Origin of the sequence: Streptomyces sp. ME19-01-6 (assembly GCF_033793745.1) — a bacterium.
Classification (GTDB): domain Bacteria; phylum Actinomycetota; class Actinomycetes; order Streptomycetales; family Streptomycetaceae; genus Streptomyces.
On sequence record NZ_JARAXF010000016.1, the window covers coordinates 16,484 to 36,330 of the forward strand.

General features: G+C 72.4%; 16 protein-coding genes. 8 read left to right on the top strand and 8 right to left on the bottom strand.

Translation table 11 applies throughout. From position 1 onward, the window contains the following. Nucleotides 1-55 precede the first annotated feature (55 nt). Nucleotides 56-1,477 carry an amidase gene (locus PV419_RS29835; RefSeq protein WP_319694243.1) on the bottom strand — a complete coding sequence of 474 codons (1,422 nt, stop codon included), beginning with the start codon at nucleotides 1,475-1,477 and terminating at the stop codon, nucleotides 56-58. Continuing rightward, nucleotides 1,474-2,439 (bottom strand): D-2-hydroxyacid dehydrogenase, encoded by a 966-nt coding sequence (locus PV419_RS29840; protein ID WP_319694244.1) that lies wholly within the window; start codon nucleotides 2,437-2,439, stop codon nucleotides 1,474-1,476. The genes PV419_RS29835 and PV419_RS29840 overlap by 4 nt, the downstream gene beginning before the upstream one ends. A 213-nt stretch (nucleotides 2,440-2,652) precedes the next feature. Here PV419_RS29840 and PV419_RS29845 point away from each other — a divergent pair, with 213 nt between their 5' ends. The 3 genes from PV419_RS29845 to PV419_RS29855 all read left to right on the top strand — a co-directional run bounded on the left by PV419_RS29845 (nucleotide 2,653) and on the right by PV419_RS29855 (nucleotide 5,922). Next, on the top strand, nucleotides 2,653-3,744 hold the full coding sequence (locus PV419_RS29845; protein WP_319694246.1) for a decarboxylase: 1,092 nt from the start codon (nucleotides 2,653-2,655) through the stop codon (nucleotides 3,742-3,744). 86 nt (nucleotides 3,745-3,830) lie between these two features. After that, entirely contained in the window at nucleotides 3,831-4,598 is a 768-nt protein-coding gene (locus tag PV419_RS29850; RefSeq protein WP_319694248.1) for a decarboxylase, read from the top strand. Between the two features lie 274 nt (nucleotides 4,599-4,872). After that, the gene (locus PV419_RS29855; RefSeq protein WP_319694534.1) at nucleotides 4,873-5,922 is read left to right on the top strand and encodes an LLM class flavin-dependent oxidoreductase; all 1,050 of its coding nucleotides are present in this window, start codon (nucleotides 4,873-4,875) and stop codon (nucleotides 5,920-5,922) included. Between the two features lie 75 nt (nucleotides 5,923-5,997). Here PV419_RS29855 and PV419_RS29860 read toward each other — a convergent pair whose 3' ends face one another. Then, on the bottom strand, nucleotides 5,998-7,962 hold the full coding sequence (locus tag PV419_RS29860) for a putative bifunctional diguanylate cyclase/phosphodiesterase (RefSeq protein WP_319694250.1): 1,965 nt from the start codon (nucleotides 7,960-7,962) through the stop codon (nucleotides 5,998-6,000). A 312-nt stretch (nucleotides 7,963-8,274) separates the two neighbouring features. On the opposite strand from PV419_RS29860, the gene PV419_RS29865 reads away from it, so the two are divergent. Next, a complete protein-coding gene (locus PV419_RS29865; RefSeq protein WP_319694251.1) occupies nucleotides 8,275-9,567 on the top strand; it encodes a M6 family metalloprotease domain-containing protein in 1,293 nt (430 codons plus the stop codon). A 97-nt stretch (nucleotides 9,568-9,664) separates the two neighbouring features. Here the strand turns inward: PV419_RS29865 and PV419_RS29870 are convergent, their stop codons facing one another. Together PV419_RS29870 and PV419_RS29875 are read right to left on the bottom strand one after the other, a co-directional pair. Then, nucleotides 9,665-10,390 (bottom strand): ABC transporter permease, encoded by a 726-nt coding sequence (locus tag PV419_RS29870; protein ID WP_319694253.1) that lies wholly within the window; start codon nucleotides 10,388-10,390, stop codon nucleotides 9,665-9,667. After that, nucleotides 10,390-11,388, bottom strand: a complete 999-nt coding sequence (locus PV419_RS29875; protein WP_319694255.1) for an ABC transporter ATP-binding protein — start codon at nucleotides 11,386-11,388, stop codon at nucleotides 10,390-10,392. The genes PV419_RS29870 and PV419_RS29875 overlap by 1 nt, the downstream gene beginning before the upstream one ends. Nucleotides 11,389-11,648: 260 nt before the next feature. On the opposite strand from PV419_RS29875, the gene PV419_RS29880 reads away from it, so the two are divergent. From PV419_RS29880 to PV419_RS29890, 3 genes are all read left to right on the top strand, one after another. Further along, nucleotides 11,649-13,301: an AMP-binding protein gene (locus PV419_RS29880; RefSeq protein ID WP_319694256.1), complete on the top strand. Its 1,653-nt coding sequence runs from the start codon at nucleotides 11,649-11,651 to the stop codon at nucleotides 13,299-13,301. Nucleotides 13,302-13,483: 182 nt separating this feature from the next. Further along, nucleotides 13,484-14,161, top strand: a complete 678-nt coding sequence (locus PV419_RS29885; RefSeq protein WP_319694258.1) for a 4'-phosphopantetheinyl transferase family protein — start codon at nucleotides 13,484-13,486, stop codon at nucleotides 14,159-14,161. 20 nt (nucleotides 14,162-14,181) lie between these two features. Continuing rightward, the gene (locus tag PV419_RS29890) at nucleotides 14,182-14,787 is read left to right on the top strand and encodes a response regulator transcription factor (RefSeq protein ID WP_319694536.1); all 606 of its coding nucleotides are present in this window, start codon (nucleotides 14,182-14,184) and stop codon (nucleotides 14,785-14,787) included. Nucleotides 14,788-14,798: 11 nt separating this feature from the next. On the opposite strand, the gene PV419_RS29895 is transcribed toward PV419_RS29890, so the two are convergent. The 3 genes from PV419_RS29895 to PV419_RS29905 all read right to left on the bottom strand — a co-directional run bounded on the left by PV419_RS29895 (nucleotide 14,799) and on the right by PV419_RS29905 (nucleotide 18,761). Then, nucleotides 14,799-16,055 carry a sensor histidine kinase gene (locus PV419_RS29895; RefSeq protein ID WP_319694260.1) on the bottom strand — a complete coding sequence of 419 codons (1,257 nt, stop codon included), beginning with the start codon at nucleotides 16,053-16,055 and terminating at the stop codon, nucleotides 14,799-14,801. A 133-nt stretch (nucleotides 16,056-16,188) separates the two neighbouring features. After that, nucleotides 16,189-18,597, bottom strand: a complete 2,409-nt coding sequence (locus PV419_RS29900; RefSeq protein WP_319694262.1) for a TOMM precursor leader peptide-binding protein — start codon at nucleotides 18,595-18,597, stop codon at nucleotides 16,189-16,191. Continuing rightward, on the bottom strand, nucleotides 18,597-18,761 hold the full coding sequence (locus PV419_RS29905) for a hypothetical protein (RefSeq protein WP_319694264.1): 165 nt from the start codon (nucleotides 18,759-18,761) through the stop codon (nucleotides 18,597-18,599). Before PV419_RS29905 ends, PV419_RS29900 begins: the two co-directional genes overlap by 1 nt. 254 nt (nucleotides 18,762-19,015) lie before the next feature. Here PV419_RS29905 and PV419_RS29910 point away from each other — a divergent pair, with 254 nt between their 5' ends. Continuing rightward, entirely contained in the window at nucleotides 19,016-19,840 is an 825-nt protein-coding gene (locus PV419_RS29910; RefSeq protein ID WP_319694538.1) for an AfsR/SARP family transcriptional regulator, read from the top strand. Nucleotides 19,841-19,847: the final 7 nt, after the last annotated feature.

Here is a 19,847-nt window from a genome sequence, read left to right on the forward strand (position 1 = left end):
CGGGCTGTGCGGCCCGGATGGGGCGGGGCGGTGGGCGGCGGGGTGGCCGCCGTCGTCAGCCGGCCGACGTCGGCGGCCTGACGCCGTCCGCCAGTCCCGCCTCGTACAGCGCGTGCGCTGCCCGCAGCACCACCGCGTCCGCGTGGCGGGCGGCCACCAGCTGAACGCCGATCGGCAGCCCCTCGGCGGACAGCCCGCAGGGCAGGCTCGCCGCGGGCTGCTGGGTCAGGTTGAAGGGGTAGGTGAAGGGCGTCCAGCCCGTCCACCGCGTATGCCGCGACCCCTTGGGCACCTCCACCCCCGCCTCGAAGGCGGTGATCGGCAGCGTCGGAGTGACCAGCAGGTCGTACGCGGAGTGGAACCGTCCCATGGCGTGGCCGAGCGCCATGCGCACATCCACGGCGGCCAGATAGTCCAGCGCGCTGTACGAGGCCCCCTGGGCGCAGATCTCGCGCAGCCCGGGGTCCAGCAGCTCCCACCGGTCCTGCCCGAGCGGCTGCACCACCCGCGCCGCCCCGCTGAACCACAGCGTGTGGAACGCCTCGACCGGGTCCTCGATCCCCGGATCGATCTCCTCCACGGACGCGCCCAGACCGGCCAGCAGGTCCACCGCGCGCCGGACCGCCGCCGCCACCTCCGGGTCGACCGCCGCCGACCCGCCGAGCGCCGGGCTGTAGGCGACGCGCAGCCCGTCCACGCCGCCCCCCTCCGCCGTGATGGCGTCACGGAAGCTGCCCTCGGGGGGCGCGAGCTGGGACCAGTCGCGCCAGTCAGGCCCGGAGATCACATCCATCAGGAGAGCCGCGTCGGCCGCGTCCCGGGTCATCGGACCCACATGCGCGAGCGTCCCGAACGCGCTCGCCGGATACAGCGGAACCCTCCCATAGGTGGGTTTCAGTGCGAAGATGCCGCAAAAGGACGCCGGGATGCGCACCGAACCGCCGCCGTCCGTCCCCAGGCTCAGCGGACCCGCGCCCAGGGCCACCGCGGCGGCGCTGCCCCCGCTGGAGCCGCCCGCGGTGCGCCGCGGGTCGTACGGATTGCCGGTCACCCCGTACAGCGGGCTGTCCGTGACGCCCTTCCAGCCGAACTCCGGGGTCGTCGTCTTGCCCAGGAACACCGCGCCGTGCTCGCGCAGCCGGGCCACCGAGGGCGCGTCCTCGTCCCACGCCTGGCCCTCGGCCGCGACGGTCAGCGAGCCGCGCAGCGTGGGGCCGCCGCGCTGCAGCAGGATGTCCTTCACCGACACCGGCACCCCGTCCACCAGACCGGCGGGTTCGCCGCGCCGCCACCGCTCGGCCGACTCCTCGGCCTGCCGCAGCGCGGCCTCCGCGTCCACACGGCTGAACGCGTTGACCTCTGGCTGGATCTGTTCGATCCGCTCCAGTGTGGCGCGGGTCGCCTCGACGGGGGAGAGGTCGCCGGAGGCGTACCGCTTGAGGAGTTGAACCGCTGTCAGATCGTGGATATCGGTCATCCACCCTCTCCTTTTTGGTCGACCGGTACGTATCCCAGGCGCTTGTCGACGACGTTGAGCAGCGGTTTGCCCGCGGCCCAGCGGTCGTAGTTGTCCTGGAACTGCTGGGCGAGCTGGTCCCGCCAGCCGACCGTGTCGCCGCTCATATGGGGCGAGACGAAAAGCCCCGGGACGTCCCACAGAGGGTCGTCGGCGGCCAGCGGCTCGTGCTCGAACACATCCAGCGCCGCGCCGCCGATGCGCCGCGCGACCAGCGCCGCCACCAGGTCGTCCTCGACGACCAGCGGCCCGCGCCCCACGTTGATGAACAGGGCGCTGGACTTCATCCGGGCGAAGGCGTCCCGCCCGAACATGCCGCGCGTGCCGCCGGTCAGCGGCGCCGCGCAGACCACCCAGTCGGCCTCCGGCAGCAGCTTGTTCAGCTCGTCGGCGCCGCGCACGCCCTCGCGCGCCGTACGCCCCACCAGGTCGACCACGATGCCGAGCGCGGCCAGCGTACGGCCGATGGCCCGGCCGATCGGGCCGGCGCCGACGACGACCGCCCGGGTCCCGGCCAGCCGCACCGTCTCGCGATGGCGCCAGCGGCGCTGACGCTGCAGCTCCCAACTTCCGTAGAAGTCCTTGGCCATGGCGACGACGAGCCCCGCGACGTACTCGGCGATCGGCTGCTCGAAGACGCCCCGCGCGTTGGTCACCACCGTGGCGGACTCGGTCAGTTCCGGGCACATCAGCCGGTCCACGCCGGCGCTCGCGGTGTGGACCCAGCGTGGTCGGCGCCCGCTGCCGGGCCAGGCGGCGCGTACCGCCTCGGAGGTGAAGTCCCAGACCAGCAAGGCGTCGGCGGTGGGTAGCAGTTCGGGGAGCGAGGACTCGTCGCACACAAGGATCCTGGCCCGGCCGGCCAGCCGATCGAGACGGGCGGGAGGGTCGTCGCCGAAGACGACCACGGTGCTTTCGGTCATAGGCGGGAAACCGTTTCGAAACGTAGGTCCGCTTGGCTGTCGGGGGTGTGGTGGAAATCGCCTCAGAGCGAGGATTGACCACGCTAGGCAGCGGAAACTACCGTCGTCAACAACGGTATCGCTCCGGCATCTGTCCCGACGTCCCGGCATTCAGGCCGGCTCTTTTCCCTCTGGCCAATGGTCCAGCCCTCCGTTGTGTATTGGGGCTCGATAATGGACGTCTCTTTTCTGGGTGGCCCGCAGCCGCAGCGCGGTGTGGGCGTCGTAGCACCATTCGATTTCGCGCTCGACCGTGAGCTGTGGCGCTGGGTGCCCGACAAGGTCTCCTTGCATCTGACCCGCACTCCGTTCGTTCCGGTCGAGGTGAGTCTCGACCTGGCGCGGCTCGTCAGCGAGCACGAGACTCTGCACGAGGCGGTGCGCGCCCTGTGCGCGATCGCGCCCGAAGTGGTGGCGTATGCCTGTACATCGGGCAGTTTCGTCGGCGGCGTCGCCGGTGAGCGCGCGATGTGCGCGGCGATGACGCAGGCGGGCGAGATGCCGTCGCTCACCACGTCGGGAGCGCTGCTCGAAGCGCTTCAGGAGATCGGCGCCCGGCGCATCGCCGTGGTGACGCCCTACACCAAGTCGGTGACCGACTCCCTGGAGGAGTACCTGGGCGAGGCCGGGATCACCGTGACCGGGCGGGCGTACCTCGGGCTGACCAGTCACATCTGGAAGGTGCCCTACCGCGACGTGGTCGACATGGCCCGGCAGGCGGTGGTCGGCGCGGCCGACGCGCTCTTCATCAGCTGCACCAATCTCCCCACGTACGACGTGATCCCGCAGCTGGAGGCCGAACTGCGGATGCCCGTCCTCTCGGCGAACCAGGTGACGATGTGGGCGGCGCTGCGGGCGATGGGCGAACGGGCGGTCGGGCCGTACCAGGCCCTGCTGGACCTGGCGGCCCGGCGCGGGCCGGCCGGGATGGAGGGTCCGGCGGGGATGGCCGACTCGGCGGGCCTGGCCGGGATGGCGGGTGTGGCGGGGCTGGCGGGTCCGGGCAGCCCGATGATCGACCCCGCGGATCCCGTCGCGGGGGCGATAAATCACCTGGTCGGGCCGGTGGAGCCCGTGGTGATTCCCTCCGTGCCGCTGGCCGATCCCGCCCCGTCCGTGGCCATGCCGGAGCCCGAGGCGGCGCTGGCCGGGTCGCCGCAGGCGCCGGATGGTGAGCCCGGGGACGGGCTGGACTCGGCGTTCGGCTCCGGGATGGGGGACGCCCCGTACCGGGATGAGTCGGGAGGTACTCCGCCGGCGATGTGAGGGAACGCGATGGGCGGCCGCGGTGTATGAGAAGTGTCAGGCGGACGGGGCGGCGCCCGAGGGGGCCGCTTGAGAGGGAGGCAGCCATGGTGGAAGCGGCGACGGGCGGGACTGAGGGCGAGTCGGCGGGCGACACCGTGGGCTTCCTCTACCCGGGATACTCCGCCGAGGACGACTATCCGCGGCTCGAGGGCATCCTCGGCGCCGGTGGCGCCGGTGTTCGGCTTCCCCTCGTCCATACCGACATCGGCGAGGACGCCCATCGTGTGGACGCCCTGCTGGAGATGGGCTCGGCCGCCCGCCTCGGAGCCGGGGTGGGGGAGCTGAAGGCGCGCGGCGCCCAGGCCGTGGTCTGGGCCTGCACCAGCGCCAGCTTCGTCTTCGGCTGGGACGGCGCGCATGAGCAGGTGCGCGAGCTGTCGGAGACGGCGGGCCTGCCCGCCTCCAGCACTTCCTTCGCCTTCGCACACGCCGTGCGGGCGCTCGGCGCCGAGCAGGTGGCCATCGCCGCGACCTATCCGGAGGATGTCGCGGATCACTTCAGGGCCTTCCTCAAGGCGGCGGGGGCGGAGGTCGTCGCGATGCGTGGCAGCGGGATCATCACCGCCGCCGAGGTCGGCACCTGGGGCCGGGAAGAGGTTCTGCACCTGGCCCGCGCCGGTGACCATCCCGACGCCCAGGCGGTGCTCCTTCCGGACACCGCCCTGCACACCGCCGCCTGGATACCCGACCTGGAGGAGGCCCTCGGCAAGCCGGTGCTCACGGCGAACCAGGTCACCGTCTGGGAGGGGCTGCGGCTGCTCGGGCAGGACGTGTCGTCCGACCGGCTCGGGGAGCTTTTCCGCCCCGCGTGAGCCCTCCCGGGAACAAGCGGAGCCCCTGCGGGAATAAAGCGGAGCCATTCTCCGGTTGGCAGTCTGCGGTGCGGCGTGACGCACACTGAGCAGCGCGGACAGGGCGACAGGGAGGCGGGCCACCGTGGCCGACCAGCAGGACCGGCAGGGCGAGCAGAACCGGCAGCAAGACGGAGAAGGCCGACAAGGCGCGGAGAGCGGGCGCGACCTCCGGCATGAGCAGGGCGGGGCGCAGGACCATGGTGTCTATGCCACGCCCCGGGGAAGCGCCCCCATTCCGCTCTCGGTGCTGGACCTGGCGACCGTCGGCAGCGGGCTGACCGCCGCGCAGGCGCTGCGGACCACCGTGGCGCTCGCCAAGCTCACCGAGCGGCGGGGCTTCCACCGGTTCTGGGTGGCCGAGCACCACTCCATGCCCGGCGTCGCCAGCTCCTCTCCGGCGGTGATCCTGGCCCACCTGGCCGCGCATACGGAGCGGATCCGGCTCGGCTCCGGCGGGGTCATGCTGCCCAACCACGCGCCGCTCGTCATCGCCGAGCAGTTCGGGACGCTGGAGGCCCTGGCGCCCGGGCGGGTGGACCTGGGGCTGGGGCGGGCGCCGGGGACCGACGGGGCCACGGCCGCCGCACTGCGCCGCACCGACCGGCTGGGCGAGGGCGCCGACGACTTCCCGCAGCAGCTCGCCGAGCTGCTCCGGTTCCTCGACGACGACTTCCCGGACGGCCACCGCTACGCGCGCATCCACGCCGTCCCCGGGCCGGTGCAGGGCACGGTGCCCGGCGGGGTGCAGTCCGCCGACCGGCCCTCGGTGTGGCTGCTGGGGTCCAGCGGCTTCAGCGCCCGGCTCGCCGGGGCGCTCGGCCTGCCGTTCTCCTTCGCCCACCACTTCTCCGCGGCGAACACCCTCCCCGCCCTCGACCTCTACCGCGAGTCCTTCCGACCGTCCGCGATCCTCGACCGGCCGTACGCCTCGATCGGGGTCTCGGCGTTCGCGGCCGAGGACGAGAAGGAGGCGCGCCGCCAGGTGCTCACCGGCGCGCTGTCGATGGTGCGGCTGCGCACCGGGCGGCCCGGCCTCGTGCCGACCCCCGAGGAGGCGGAGGCGCATGAGTTCAATGCCGTCGAGGAGGACTTCGTCAACAGCTGGCTGACCAACGTCGTGTACGGCACCCCGGACGCGGTGCGCGACGGGCTCGACGGGCTGATCAAGCGGACCGGCGTGGACGAGATCAAGATAACGAGCACGGCCCACGGCCCCGAGGCCAGGCTGCGCTCGTACGAGCTGATCGCCGACGCCTACGACCTGCCGACGGCCGCGGCCTGACCTCTCCCGTGTCTGGTCCGTCCCGTGACTGACCCGCCCGGCGCCTGACCTCTCCGGCCGGCCCGACGCCCGCCCCTACTGCGCGCCCGTGGCCGCCGGATGGCCGCCGACCATGGCGGAGATACGGTCCGGCGGCACCGGGCGGGAGTAGAACCAGCCCTGCCCGGTGTCGCAGCCGATCCGCGCCAGCCGCTCCGCCTGTTCGGCGCTCTCCACACACTCGGCGGTCACCGTGAGACCGAGCCGGTGCGCGAGCTCGACGAGCGCTTGGACGATCGTTTCATCGGCCGGGTTCGGGTGTTCCTCCGCCCGGAACCCTTGGACGAACGACCCGTCGAGCTTCAGCGTGGAGACGGGGAGCCGGCTCAGATAGGCGAGGTTGGAGTAGCCGGTCCCGAAGTCGTCGATGGCGATGGCCACACCCATCTCGCTGAGTTGCAGCAGCGCCTGCAGCGGCTGCCCCGCCGAGCCCATCACCGCGGACTCGGTCAGCTCCAACTGCAGCAGATGCGGCGCAAGTCCCGTCTCGGCGAGGATCGAGCCGACGTCCGCGACCAGGTCCGAGTCCCAGACCTGACGGACCGCCACATTGACGCTGACGATCAGCGGGTTGCGGGGGTGGGCCAACTGCCAGTCGCGGGCCTGCCGGCATGCCGTCCGCAGCACCCACCGCCCCAGGGGGACGATCGCGCCGTTCTCCTCCGCCAGTGAGATGAACCGATTCGGCGACAGTCTGCCGAATCGCGGATGATCCCACCGCACCAGCGCTTCCACGCCCTTCACCGTGCCGTCGACCAACCCGACCAGCGGCTGGTAGTCGAGCACGAACTCCTCCCGCTCGACCGCCGGACGCAGCGTGCTGGACAGCGCCTGTCTGGTCATCCGGTGGGCGTTGCGCTCCGGGTCAAAAAGCGTCCAGCGCGCCTTGCCGTCCTCCTTGGCCCAGTACAGCGTGGTGTCCGCGGCCTGCATCAGCCAGGTGGTGTGCGTCCCGGCGGCTGGCCGCTCCACCACGCCGATGCTGGCCGACACCGACAGCCGCTGCCCGGCCACGTCGAACGGCCGCTGCAGCGCCGCCAGTACGGACTTGGCCAGCTCGCACAGCTGCTCCGTACCGGTGGAGTCCCGGACCAGCAGGGCGAACTCATCGCCGCCGAGCCTCGCCACCAGATGACCGCCGGGCGCGGCGCACTCGGTGAGCCGCTGGGCGACCGCGCCCAGGAGCCGGTCTCCGACGCGGTGGCCGAGCGTGTCGTTGATCGCCTTGAAGCCGTCGAGGTCGAGATAGCAGAGCCCGATCCGCCCGGTGCCGCCCCGGTCGTACGTGGCGGCCTCCAGCGCGGAGGCCAGCCGCTCGAAGAAGAGATTGCGGTTGGGCAGCCGGGTCACCGGGTCGTGCATCTGCAGATGGCGCAGCCGCCCCTGCAGATCGCGCCGCTCGCTGATGTCGGCCATCGACAGCAGCACACTGCACCCGTCCGGCACCGGCTCGACGGTGATCTCGGCCCACAGGGCATGGCCGTCGGGGCGCTGCAGCCGACGGGTGCAGCACAGCCGCCGGCGGCGGCCGTGCAACACCTCGCGGTACTCGCTCCAGATTCGCGGATCCTCGCGCAGATCGGCCAGGTCCGCGGCGCTGCGAGCGATCAGCCGGGCCGGCTCGGTGCCCAGCAGCACGCCGAGCGCGGGGTTGGCGTCGAGCACCACGCCCTCACGGTTGACGACGGCCATGGCGAGCCGCGCGGCGTTGAACGCGGCCCGGTAGTCACTCGGCGCGGTGCCGGGCGGTGGTGTGCCCCCAGGGGGAGTGCTCCCTGAGGGAGTGTTCCCCCCGGGGGCGACCTCTGCGGGCGCGACCCCCGCGGGGGTGCTCCCTACGGGGGTGCTCCCGGGCGGCCCGGCGCTGGGCGCCGCGTTACGTTCCGTGATCGTCGGCAGAGTCGCGCCGGGCGCGCGGCCCTGGCCGTCGGGGGATCCGCTCACCGCTCGCTCCCGCGTGGCGCTCGTCTCGTACAGGTCTGTCGTACACATCTTGTGCATGTCTCACACCGGGTGCCGGACGGGCCGTGAATGCCCGCCCGAATAGGGAGTCCCCGCTGGAAATGTGCCGATCATAGAGGCTCGTGCTCCGACCGTTCCAACAATGCGATCGTGACCATTGATGCGTTGTACATGTGTTTGGTCGTATCTGTTCGACTCTGCACGGACCCACTGCCCTCACGACCGACTGTGACCGTCTGTTACGTACCCGCATCGGGGCCGGTTCACTCGACTGGGCCAGCCGAACAGGGCGTACCGCTCGCATCCGCCTCAGGGTGGACGGGGTGGTCCGACTATGTCCGGGAGGTCGACATGGCGCGTCCTCAGCTACCCGAGGGGGTGGGCCGACTCCCCGAGGGGGTGGGGCGCCCGCCTCGGCTGCGCCGCACCGGGGCCGTGCTCACCTCCCTCAGTGCCATGATCGCGACCACCGTGGTGTCGGGCCCCGCCTTCGCGGCCGGCGCGGGCGGGCCGTGCACGCTGGAGCGCACCGGCGCCCACCACTCCGAGGGCGTCGACACCTGGAACGCGAGCTACCCCCGCCCCGCCCACACCCTCCACGCGGCCATGGTCTTCCTCTCCTTCCCGGACGCCACGCCCAAGGTGACTTTGCGACGGCTGGCCGCCGACCACATCCCCGCGACCACGGCATTCTTCCGGCGCGCCTCATACGGGCAGTTCAGGCTGCGGGTGCACGCCGCGAAGCGGTGGATCACCATGCCCGAGGCGTCCACCTCGTACGCCATAAGGCGTGACTGGAACGCCGGGCGGCGGGCCGCATATCTGCGCGACGCCATCGCCGCCGCCGACCCCTCCATCGACTTCGGCCGCTATGACGTCGTCTACCTCGTCGCCGACCCCGACGCCCCGGGCGTGGACGCCGACGCGACAAAAGTGGTCAACTTCGAGCAGCCGCTGCGCGCCGACGGCGTCGAGCTGCGCCGACTCGTCACGGTGTTCGAGCACCATCCGCCGGACCGGAATGTGCTGGCCCATGAGACCGGCCATGTCTTCGACCTCCCCGACCTCTACCACCGGCCGAAGAGCGCCGACGGTGAAGGCGACTGGGACACCTATGTCGGGGACTGGGACCTGATGGGCAGCCAATTCGGACTGGCGCCCGACCCCTTCGGGTGGCACAAGTGGAAGCTCGGGTGGCTGCGCCCGCGCCAGGTGCAATGTGTGCGCGCCCCCGGCGCGACCCTGCACACCCTCGAACCCCTCGGCGCGCCCATGGCGGGCGGCGGCCCGGCTACCGACAGCCGCACCCGCCTCGTCGTGGTCCGCACCGGCCCCACCACCGCGCTGGCCATCGAGGCACGCGGCGCGTACGGCAACGACGCCGGCACCTGCACCGAGGGCGTGCTGGTCTACCGCGTGCGCAACGACACCGCCTCGGGCAACGGTCCGATCGAGGTGCTGGACGGCCACCCCGGCACCGGGGCGTGCTGGAACGAGTCGGTCTACCCCGAACTCGCCGATGCGACGCTGGGCGTCGGGGAGACCCTTTCCGCGCGGGGGGACAACGTGCGCGTGACCGTCACCGGCCGCACCACGGGCGGCGGCTGGACCGTGCAGATCGACCGCAAGGCGCGGTCGACCTGACGGCCGGGGAGGGGGCGTCCCGGCTACCGCTGGGAGGTACCCCCACCCAGCGGTGGCCGGAGGCGAACCGAGCCGCAAAAGCAGGCGCCACATGGGCTCACCTCGAGTGGGTGCTCTTCCGGTACGCGGAGGCCGCATACGCGCCGAACACCGCGAACCACCCCGCCAGCACCACCACCGCGCCGACCGCCGGCAGCGCGCCCTCGGACACGTCCCACCCCAACTGCGCGAAGCGATTCGTGGGCGTCCACTCGGCGATCGAGCCGAACCAGTGCGGGAAGGCGCTCAGCGGAATCCACAGCCCGCCGATGATGGACAGCCCCATGCTGGCCGCCGTGTTCACCATGCCCGTGCTCTGGGCCGACAGACGGTAGCCGTTGCCGAGGCCCAGCAGCGTGAACGGCAGGGTGCCCAGCCACAACACCGCCACCAGGGCGAGCGCCCGCAGGACCGGCATCCGCACCCCGTTGACCAGGAACCCGGCCCCCAACACCGCCACGATCGACGGCAGCACCACCAGCGAACCCGTCACCGCCCGCGCGCCCACCACCTGCAGCGGTGTCAGCGGGGTGATCCGCAGTTGCCGCAGCCAGCCGCGCCCCCGGTCCTCCGCCACGCCCGTGCCGTTCGCCAGGGCCGCGCCGAGCGCGCCGTACGCCGCCATCCCGATCATCGCCGCGGTGTCCCGTGAGTCCCCGTCGCCGTCACCGCCGCCGACGTTGGTGAAGAGCAGGTACATCACCACCGGCAGGGCCACCCCGAAGGCCAGGAAGGCGATGTCACGGGTGGTCCTGCGCAGCTCCAGTGCGATGGACGTCAGCATCAGACCACCGCCTCCTCTCGGTCCTCGTAGCCGTCGTTCTCATGGCCGTCGCCGGCCCTGTGAGCCTGCGAGCCCTCCTGGCCGTCCAGGTCGTCCTTGCCGGTGGTGAGCGCGACGAAGGCGTCCTCCAGCCGGGACACCCGCACCTCCAGATTCCGTACGTCCCCGCGCTCGGCGAGCGCCAGCACCGTCGCGTCCGAATCGGCGCTGCGCAGATACGCCCGGCCGCGCCGGATCTCGACGCTCGTCACCCCCGGGAGCTGCTCCAGCCCCTCGGAGGAGCGGTCCCCCAGCTCGAAGGCGACGACATTGCCGCCCACCGTCCGCTTGATCTCCTCACCCGTGCCGTCCGCCACCTTGAGGCCCTTGTCGATCACCACGATCCGGTCGGCGTTCTCGTCGGCCTCCTCCAGATAGTGGGTGGAGAACAGGACCGTGTTGCCCCGCGCCGCGTAGGAATGCATCGCCGCCCAGAACTCCCGCCGGGCCCCCACGTCCAGCGCCGCCGTCGGCTCGTCCAGCACCACCAGCTCCGGCCCGCCCGCCATGGCGAGCGCGAACCGCAGCCGCTGTGCCTGCCCGCCGGAGAGCCGGTCCGCCCGCCGCTGCGCGAGCTCGGTCAGCCCCGCCAGCTCCAGCGTCTCGGCGACCGGCAGCGGCCTCGGGTAGGTGCCGGCCACAAAGGCGACCAGCTCACGGACCGTCACACGGGTGATCAGCGCACCCTCCTGCAGCATCGCGCCGATCCGCCCCGAGCGGACCGCCGCCTCGGGCGTGTCGCCGAAGAGCCGCACCCGGCCCGCGCTCGGCGGCAGCAGACCGAGCAGTATGCCGATCGAGGTGGACTTGCCCGCGCCATTGCGGCCGAGCAGGGCGATCGACTCGCCGCGCCGGATGGTCAGGTCGATGCCCTTCACCGCGCGCACCGCGCCGTAGTGCTTCGCCACACCGGCGAACTCCACCACGGGCGGCCGCCCTGTCATCGCTGTGCTTGTCATGGAACAGACGCTACGGAACGTAACCAGGCGGCGGCAGTGTCGACAGTCCGCAGTCCAGCAGGACAAATGTCATGGCCCCAGGTATGACCCGCACAGGTTTGCCTCTTGTCCTATGACCTGTCCAAGTTCGAGCCGCCTTCGAGTCGCCGCCCCGACACTTTCTTCGAGCCGCCGCCTCGCTGCCTCGACACCTCAATGCCCCCTACCGAGGTGGCGAGGCGGTGTGGGGCCGGGTCCCGTCAGGCGCTGGGGAGACGAGAATGCACCGACATGCGAATCTGGCCGAGGCCCTGATGGACCGGGCCATGCTGTGCGCCACCGGCGAGGCGCTGGTCCACCCGGCCGAAGGGGGCGGCGAACAGCGGATCAGCTACGCCGCCCTCGACGCCCACGCCCGCGCCGTAGCCGCCTGGCTGCGCGCCCGCGACGCGCCCGGCCGCCGGGTGCTGCTCGTCCTCGACCCCGGTCCGCACGCGGCGGCCGCGCTGCTCGGCTGCCTGTACGCGGGGGCGGTCGCGGTCCCCGTCCCCGCACCGACCGCCTCCCGCACCGAGGCGGAGCGCACCGCGGCCATCGCCAAGGACGCGGCAGTGGACCTGGTCCTGACCGAGACCGCACACGCCACGGAGACCTCCCGCAGGCTTTCGCTCATCGGCCGCACCGGCATCACCTGCCTGGCCGTGGACGGCCTCCGCCCGCACGCCCACGCCGCCCCGCACGCCCACGCCGCCGCGGCCGACACCACCCCCGTGCGCACCACGCCCGACAGCCTCGCCCTCCTCGCCTACGACGCCGGGCCGGCCACCGCGCCGCGCGGGGCGCTCATCACCCACGGCAACCTCCTCGCCGCCATGCCCGCCCTGCGCCAGGCGCTGGGCACCGGCCGCCGCTCCCGGATCGGCGGCTGGCTGCCGCGCCACCACACCCCCGGCCTCATCGGCCAGCTGCTGCACCCGCTGTGGCTCGGCGCCACCGCCGTACCCCTGCCCGGACGCCCGCACCTCGCCGACCCCGTCGCCTGGCTGCGGGCCCTCAGCCGCCACGGCATCACCCACACCGTCGCGCCCGACACCTGCTACGCCCGCTGTGCCGCCGAGGCCACCGACGAGCAGCTGGCCGGGCTCGACCTCTCCCGCCTCCGTACGGCGCTCAACGCCGCCGAGCCGGTCTCGGCCGCGACCATGGCGGCCTTCCACCGCCGCTGCGCGGCCGCCGGGCTGCGCCCCGGGACCCTGGTCGCCGGATACGCCCCGGCGCAGGCGGCGCCGTTCCTCACCGCTGAGGGACGGGGTCCGGTGCCCGGCCTGGACCTCCGCGTCGTCGACCCGGCGACCCGGCGACGGCAGCCCGACGGCGTGGCCGGTGAGATCTGGGCGCGCGGCCCCGCCGTGGCCGCCGGCCACTGGGGCCGCACACCCGACACCGAGTCCGCGGCGGGCGGATTTCTGCGCACCGGCGACCTCGGCATCGCGGGGGACGGCGAGATCCGGATGACGGGCCGCACCCATGAAGGCGGCCTCGCCGACAGCCTCATGGTGGACGGGATGACCCTGCATCCACAGGATGTGGAGCGCGAACTGCTGCGCTGTGGCAGGCCGTTCGGCTCCGCCCGGGTGTTCTGTGCGGGGCCGGGCACCGGGCCCCTGGTGGTGGTCCAGGAGGTCCGTACGGCGGGCGGTTCACACGCCGTACTGGCCGGGCTGGCCGGGCGGGTACGCGACCGGGTGGCGGAGGAGTTCGGCGCCGCCGCGGGTGGGGTGCTGTTGGTCCGCCCCGGTACGGTCCGCCGTGCCGGATCCCACAAGGTGTCCCGCGCCACGCTTCGCGAGCAGTTTCTGCGGGGGGAAGTCCGGCCCCTGTACCAGGATTTCGCGCCCTTGCTGCACGAGCCCGTCGCCGGAGGTGCCGCGTGACGGTGGACGGCTCACCCCCGCCGCCACTCTCGCCCCCGCCTCCTCCACCACCACCCGTGTCACCCCTGTTGCTGACCGGGCCCGACGGCCCCTGGCGACCAGTGCGGGAGGCATATGCAGCGCACGGCCGGGCGGTCGTCCACGGCCGGTGGCGGGAGTGGCTGCCGGCCGGCCCCCAGGACGTGGCCCTCGACCCGGTCCTGCGCGGAATGCTCGACGACCGCGACCGGCGGCGCCTGCGCACACTGCCCCGCCCGGCGGCCCGTGGGCGCTTCATGGCCTCGCGACTGCTGCTGAAACACCTCGTCGCGGCGGTGTCGGACACCACTCCCGAGGCGGTGTGCCTCGCGTACGAGCCGGGCGGGCGGCCGTACGCCCGCCGTGTGGGGGCCGACCGGGTGGAAGTGGGCCTCAGCCACACCGGGGAACTGCTCGTCGCGGGCGTCAGCCGGCGTGGCCGCATCGGCGTGGACGTCGAGGCGGCCGGGCGGCCGATGCCGTACGCCGACGTGGGCCGGCGGCTGTGCGCCCCCGCCGAGCGCGCGGCGCTGGCCGGCCTCGTGGAACCGGAGCGCGAGCGGGCGTTGCTGCGGCTGTGGACATTGAAAGAGGCATATACAAAAGCGCTGGGGCGTGGAATGCGACTGGCATTCGATGAATTCGAGTTCGATGCCGTCGTGTCGGGTGGCGGATGGCGATGCGCCGTTTCCCAAGTGGACAGTGGTCATCCGAGTAGCAGTCATATCATAAGCTCGGTGTGGCGACAGTACGAGTGTTCGGTGGGCGGATTCGGCCGAGAATTGGTGGAGCGGCCGAGAAGATTTGGGAATAATCGTATGCGGGCATACGGCGGGGGTTGAGCAGGCAGGGGCAGGGCGACGTGGTAAGAGTGCTGATAGCCGAAGACATGCACATGCTGCGCAAGGCGCTTGTCGCACTGCTGGAATTCGAGCCGGACATCGAGGTCGTCGCCGAGTTCTCGAGCGGTGCCGAAATCCTGCCGCGCGCGAAGGAGCTCCGCCCGGATGTCGCGGTCCTCGACATCGATCTCCCCGGCATGGACGGCCTGACCGCCGCCGCCGAGCTGCACACCGCCGTGCCCGAGTGCCGGACGATAATGCTCACCAGCCTTGGCCGGCCCGGCAATCTGCGCCGCGCCCTGGCGGCCCATGTCTCGGGCTTCCTGCTCAAGGACAGCACCCCGGACAAGCTCTGCGACGCCATCCGCGCGGTCGCGAAGGGCGAGCGGGTCATCGATCCGCAGCTCGTCCTCGCCGCCTTGGACGACAAGCCGCAGCCGCTGACCCCGCGTGAGCTGGAAGTACTGCTGCTGGCCTCCCAGGGGGAGGGCTCCGCGCAGATCGCGGCCCGGCTCTACCTGTCCGTGGGTACCGTGCGCAACTATCTGACGTCCGTCGTCACCAAGCTGAACGCGCGCAACCGGGTGGACGCCATCCGGATCGCCCGCGAGGCCGGCTGGCTCTGACGGCGATGCCGCTACGCCGTCACGGCCGAGCCGTACTCGTCCTCCGTACCCCGCTCACGCCCCTCCGGGGCTGAATCCACGGGCAGTTCGAGCTCGGCCCGGAGCTCGAACCAGCCATCGTCCCGTACGCCCGCGCGCAGCCGACCGCCCAGATTCTCCAGCCGGACCTTGAGGTTGCCGATTCCGCTGCCGCCGTCCGACCTGTCGGCGCTGTCCGCACGCAGAATGGTCGAGGGCTTGCCCACCCCGTCGTTGGAAAGCGTCAACCGGACGGTCTGATCGGCGCGCCGCGCCTCGATCGCGCAGTGCTCCGCCTTGCTGTGCCGCAGCACATTGGTCAGCCCCTCCCGCAACACGCTCGCCAGCACGGTGTCCACCAGGTCGGGCAGCGCCCCGCAGTCGACCTCGGCCGTGGTGCTGATGCCGACCGCGGCCAGCATGGACTTGGCCGTGCCGGCCTCCGCCGACAACGACATCTTGCGGTATCCGCTGGCCACGGCCCGTACGTCCGCGAGCGCCTGGCGCGAGGTCTGCAGGATCTCGGAGAGCTCCTGCTGGGCACGGGAGTTCTCCGGCGGCACCAGGCGGTGGACGAGTTCGCACTTGAGGGTGATGGTGGACAGGCTGTAGCCCAGCAGGTCGTGCAGATCGCGGGCGAACCGCAGCCGCTCCTGGGCCACCGCCAGCCGGGCCAGTTCGGCCCGTGACCGGGACACCTCGGCGACCAGCCCGGACAGCCGCGAGAGGCCGAAGACCACCAGGCCGGTCAGGGCGGTGGAGACGGTGGTGTACGCCACCTCGCCCCACCCGAACCCCACCTGGAACAGCAGCACATCGGTGCACCCCATGATGGCGGCGAAGGCCACCCAGGACAGCGGGGGCGCCAGCACCAGCAGCGAGGAACCCGCCAGGAACCCCGGCATGCCGAGCCAGGCGTGTTTGAAGACCGCGAAGGGGAGGAAGGTCAGCAGCGCCTGCAGCCCCAGCGTCCAGTGCCGCGCCCCGCTGAGCCGGGGCGCGAGCCCGGGGAAGGAGTGCGTCAGCTGCAGCCCCAACAGGGCGGCCAGCACGGGGAGCAGCGCCAGCATCAACAGGGCGGCGTCCAGGGCCCGTCCCGACGGGCGCGCGTCGACCACGTAGGTGACCGCGACGCAGAAGTAGCCCACGAGCACCACCGCCGTGATCACCACGGCCAGGCGCGGCGCGAGATCGTCGCGGTGACGAGCCGAGTCGCTCCCGGCGTCGTCGGGCAAGGGGATGCCCTGCACTCGTCCTCCGGATGGTCGGGCTGGATTGGGTAACTTGCCCGAGAGTATCCGATCTTTTCCGGTCGTGGAGAGGTGGCGTAGGGCGCTGACTGTACACAGAGGGTTACTTGATCTCACAGTCGATCACAGGTGATTACAGAAAAAGGGGGACAGGGTTGAGGTGGTGGTAGGGGGTCGGTTCCGCCAGCCGCCCCAGGGCCACCGGCGTGTGGAAGAGCCGGCCGGGCGCGAAGCGGGCCCAGTGCGGACGCAGCCCGGGCACCAGCACCTTCGCCACGGGCAGCCCGACGTCCGGCCGCGTCTGGTCCAGGACGAGCAGCTCCATGCCGCGCCCGCGGACCAACTCGGCTATGAGGTCAAGGGTGTCGGCGCCATGTGGACCGGGGGTGCCCGCGCCCTTGGCCACCGCTCCTGACGGGGCGAGATAGGGCTGGTTGGCGACGGTCGCGGTGCGGAACCAGCACAGCGCCTCCGGGTCGGCGCTCACGCCGTACCCGTCGCCGTCGGCGCGGGCCTCGACCACGGGGGGCAGCATCTGGTTGAGCTCGGCCAGGGCGTGACGCAGCGCGGTGTGCCGGTCGAAGTGGGCACCGAAGCCCAAAGTGATGTCCTCGGCGGGCTTGTCGGTACGGCGGGAGACGGCCGCCACCACGGGGATGCCGAAGTCGGAGGTGAGGTCGAGCGCCCACACCTCGCGCCGCAGTCCGGCGTGGACGTGCCGCAGTTCGGCGATCCACGGGTCGTCGTAGGCGTCGAGGTCGAGCGCCGGCTGGCGCGTGCGGTTGTACCACCAAAGGGCGACCGCGTCCCGCTCCACCAGCTCCAGGAAGCCGCGCACCACCGCGTCGGCCAGACTGCCCCCGGCGGCCGCGCCGTTGGAGTCGGCCCGGCAGTAGCGCCGCCCGGCCGGCTGTGGGGTGCCGTAGTACAGCAGGGCGGTGGGCAGCAGCCGGTGCCGCTGTGCGGTGAGCGACCACACCGGCGTCCAGTCGAGCTCCGCCCGCTCGTCGAACGGATCGCAGACCCGGTGGCGCGCGGAGGTGCCCCGGTCGCGGAACTGCCGTGGGTCGAAGAGCTGCACCGCGTTCGGGTGCACGGCGTCGTCGGGGTCGAGGTCGCGGTAGCGGGCGCGCTGTCGCGGCTCGTCCCCCTGGAAGTGGCCGCTGTAGTGCTCCAACGCCTCACACAGCGCGCTCGCCTGAGCCTGCTCGGAGGTTATGCCCTTGCCGTGGGCGGCGGTGCGCAGCCCGGCCCGTACGGCGTCGAGGCCGGGGGGCGCCCCTGGGCCGGTGGGATCGGCGCGGCCGGTGAGGCCGGCGGGGGAGGCGGGGGTGAGGTCGACGGCGGCGTACGCGGGGTGCCTGGCGTGGAAGCAGTTGAGGAAGGCGGGCCCGCGCGGGTCGCGGCGGATCTCGCTCACCAGCCCGGTCACGGGGCTGATCAGATGCCCGTACGTCTCCATGATCCGTCGCGGTGGGCTGTCGGCGATCTGCCACGGGGCGTCGTCGGCGCGCGGGGCCAGTGTCAGGGGCGTCCGTATCCGCGCCGCGACCAACCGCGGGTCGCCGCAGGCGGGGCACTGTGGGCGGCGGCTCACCGCGTGGTGCTCCAGGGCGGAGGTGAGGGTGTCCAGGGTGCACAGCGCCCGCTGCCCCGGGTGGCGGTGCCCGGCCAGCCAGGTGGCCGCTTCCAGCGCGGCCAGCTGCAGCGCGGCGGCGCGGCTGGCGGCCAGCGACGCGGGCGGGCGCGGCACCGGGCCCTGACGGCCGAGTCGGTGCTGGAGGTGTGCCTCGGCCTGCCGTCGTCGCCACAGCCGGTCGGCCAGGCAGGACCAGCACGGGTCGTCCTGGGCACCCAGGAACGGGCCGATCCACGCCGTCGTGCCGACCGGCTTGACCGGCAACCAGCGGCGGCCGGACGCGCGGTGCTCGGCGTCGAACGCCGCGAGGCGTGGATCGAGGTAGTCGTCACAGACCACAAGAGTGAGGTAGGCGTCGCCATGTTGACGCCTCTCGATTTGACATGTTCCGTCCGCCCCGTCCCCGTCCCCGTCCCCGTCCCCGTCTCCATCCCCATGCCCGTCCCCTTCCACGGCGCGGATGCCCGCGGCCCGCAGCGCCTGGACGGCCTCGTCCCGCTCGGTGCTGCCGAGGGCCACGGGGACCACGACGGCGGACCGCAGGTCGTCGGCGCAGGGGGCCCTCGGGATGGCGGCGGGGGCCGGGGCGGGGGCGGCGGTCACGCCGGCCAGCCCCCAGTACGCGTCCTCGGGGCGCGGGTAGCGGCCGCGCTCACACACCAGGCCCGCCTCGCACAGCCGGGCGATGACGCGGGTGACCAGCGCGGCGGCTTCGGCGGGATCGGTGCGTACATCGGCCTCGGCGAGGATGCGCTCCAGGTCCCTGGAGCCGTCGAGCAGAGGGGCGAGCGTCTCGGCCGTCCGTCCGTGCAGCGCCGTGACGCCGCGCTCCGAGACGAGGTAGACGGCCTCGCCCGGCACCTGCTCGACCCGTAGGTGCGGAGAGAAGCCCAATGTGCCCATCAGCCGACGCTGATGGTGCAGATGCAGATGCCCGGCGCGGCCGCGGGCCATGGCTCGGCGGAGAGGTCCTCTATGACCAAGTCGTCGACGCCCAGGTCGGCGGGGCTGGGGCCCGCGGCGCACAGGGCCGAAGGACTCGCGGGGACGGGTGATGTGTCGGTCATTGTGGGCTCTCCTCAGGGTGAGAGGCGGTCCTGGCAAGGAGTCTGCGATGACGGATCCACGGCTTGCCAGTGCTTTCCTCATAACCAGGGTGTGAACTTGTCATGACCTCCGCCTCACAGGACTCATGCACGGTTCGGGAGTCCGGCACTGGCCGCATCCACCACCCGCACGCGAGGCTCATATGTGCCTCAATGGCAGGGCCGCGCGGCCAAAGAGGCACCTGGTGGACCGTCTGACGGAGGGGTACACGACCATGGAAATCAAGGTGTTGGGGCCGCTGAGTGTCGAGGCTTGCGGTCAGTCGATCGTGCCCAGCGCGGGCAAGCCGCGGCAGATCCTCGCATTGCTTTCCGTGTACGCCAACCAGATGCTCCCGGTGCCCACCCTTATGGAGGAAATCTGGGGCGCGCAGATGCCGCGCAGCGCGCTGACGACGCTGCAGACGTACATTCTGCAGCTCCGGCGCAGACTGGCCGCGGCGTACGGTCCGCAGGCGCCCGAGGCCTCGAAGAACGTGCTGGCCACGCGGTACGGCGGATATGTGCTGGAGGCCCAGCCCGGCGCGGTGGACATCCATGAGTACGACCGGCTGGTGGCCGCCGGGCGGGACGCGCTCGACACCGGTGACGATGTCGAGGCTTCCTTTCTGTTCCGCGAGGCGCTGACGGTCTGGCGCGGTCCCGCCCTCGTGGACGTGCGCGTCGGACCGATCCTGGAGATCGAGCTGGCCCGGCTGGAGGAGAGCCGACTCGGCGTCCTGGAGCGCCGGATCGAGGCCGACCTGCGCCTCGGCCGCCACGCCGAGCTGCTCACCGAACTCACCGAGCTGACGGCCCGACATCCGCTCCACGAGGGGCTGCACGCCCAGTGCATGGCCGCCCTGTACCGGTCCGGCCGCCCGTGGCAGGCGCTGGAGGTGTACCAGGGGCTGCGCGGCCGGCTCGTCGAGGACCTGGGGCTCGAACCCTCCCCGCGGCTGCAGAAGCTGCAGCAGGCGGTGCTCGCCTCGGACCCCGCGCTGGACCTGGAGCTGGGCGGGCAGTGGCGCCGGCCCGTGCTCGACCTGTTCGCCGCGTAGGTCCCTG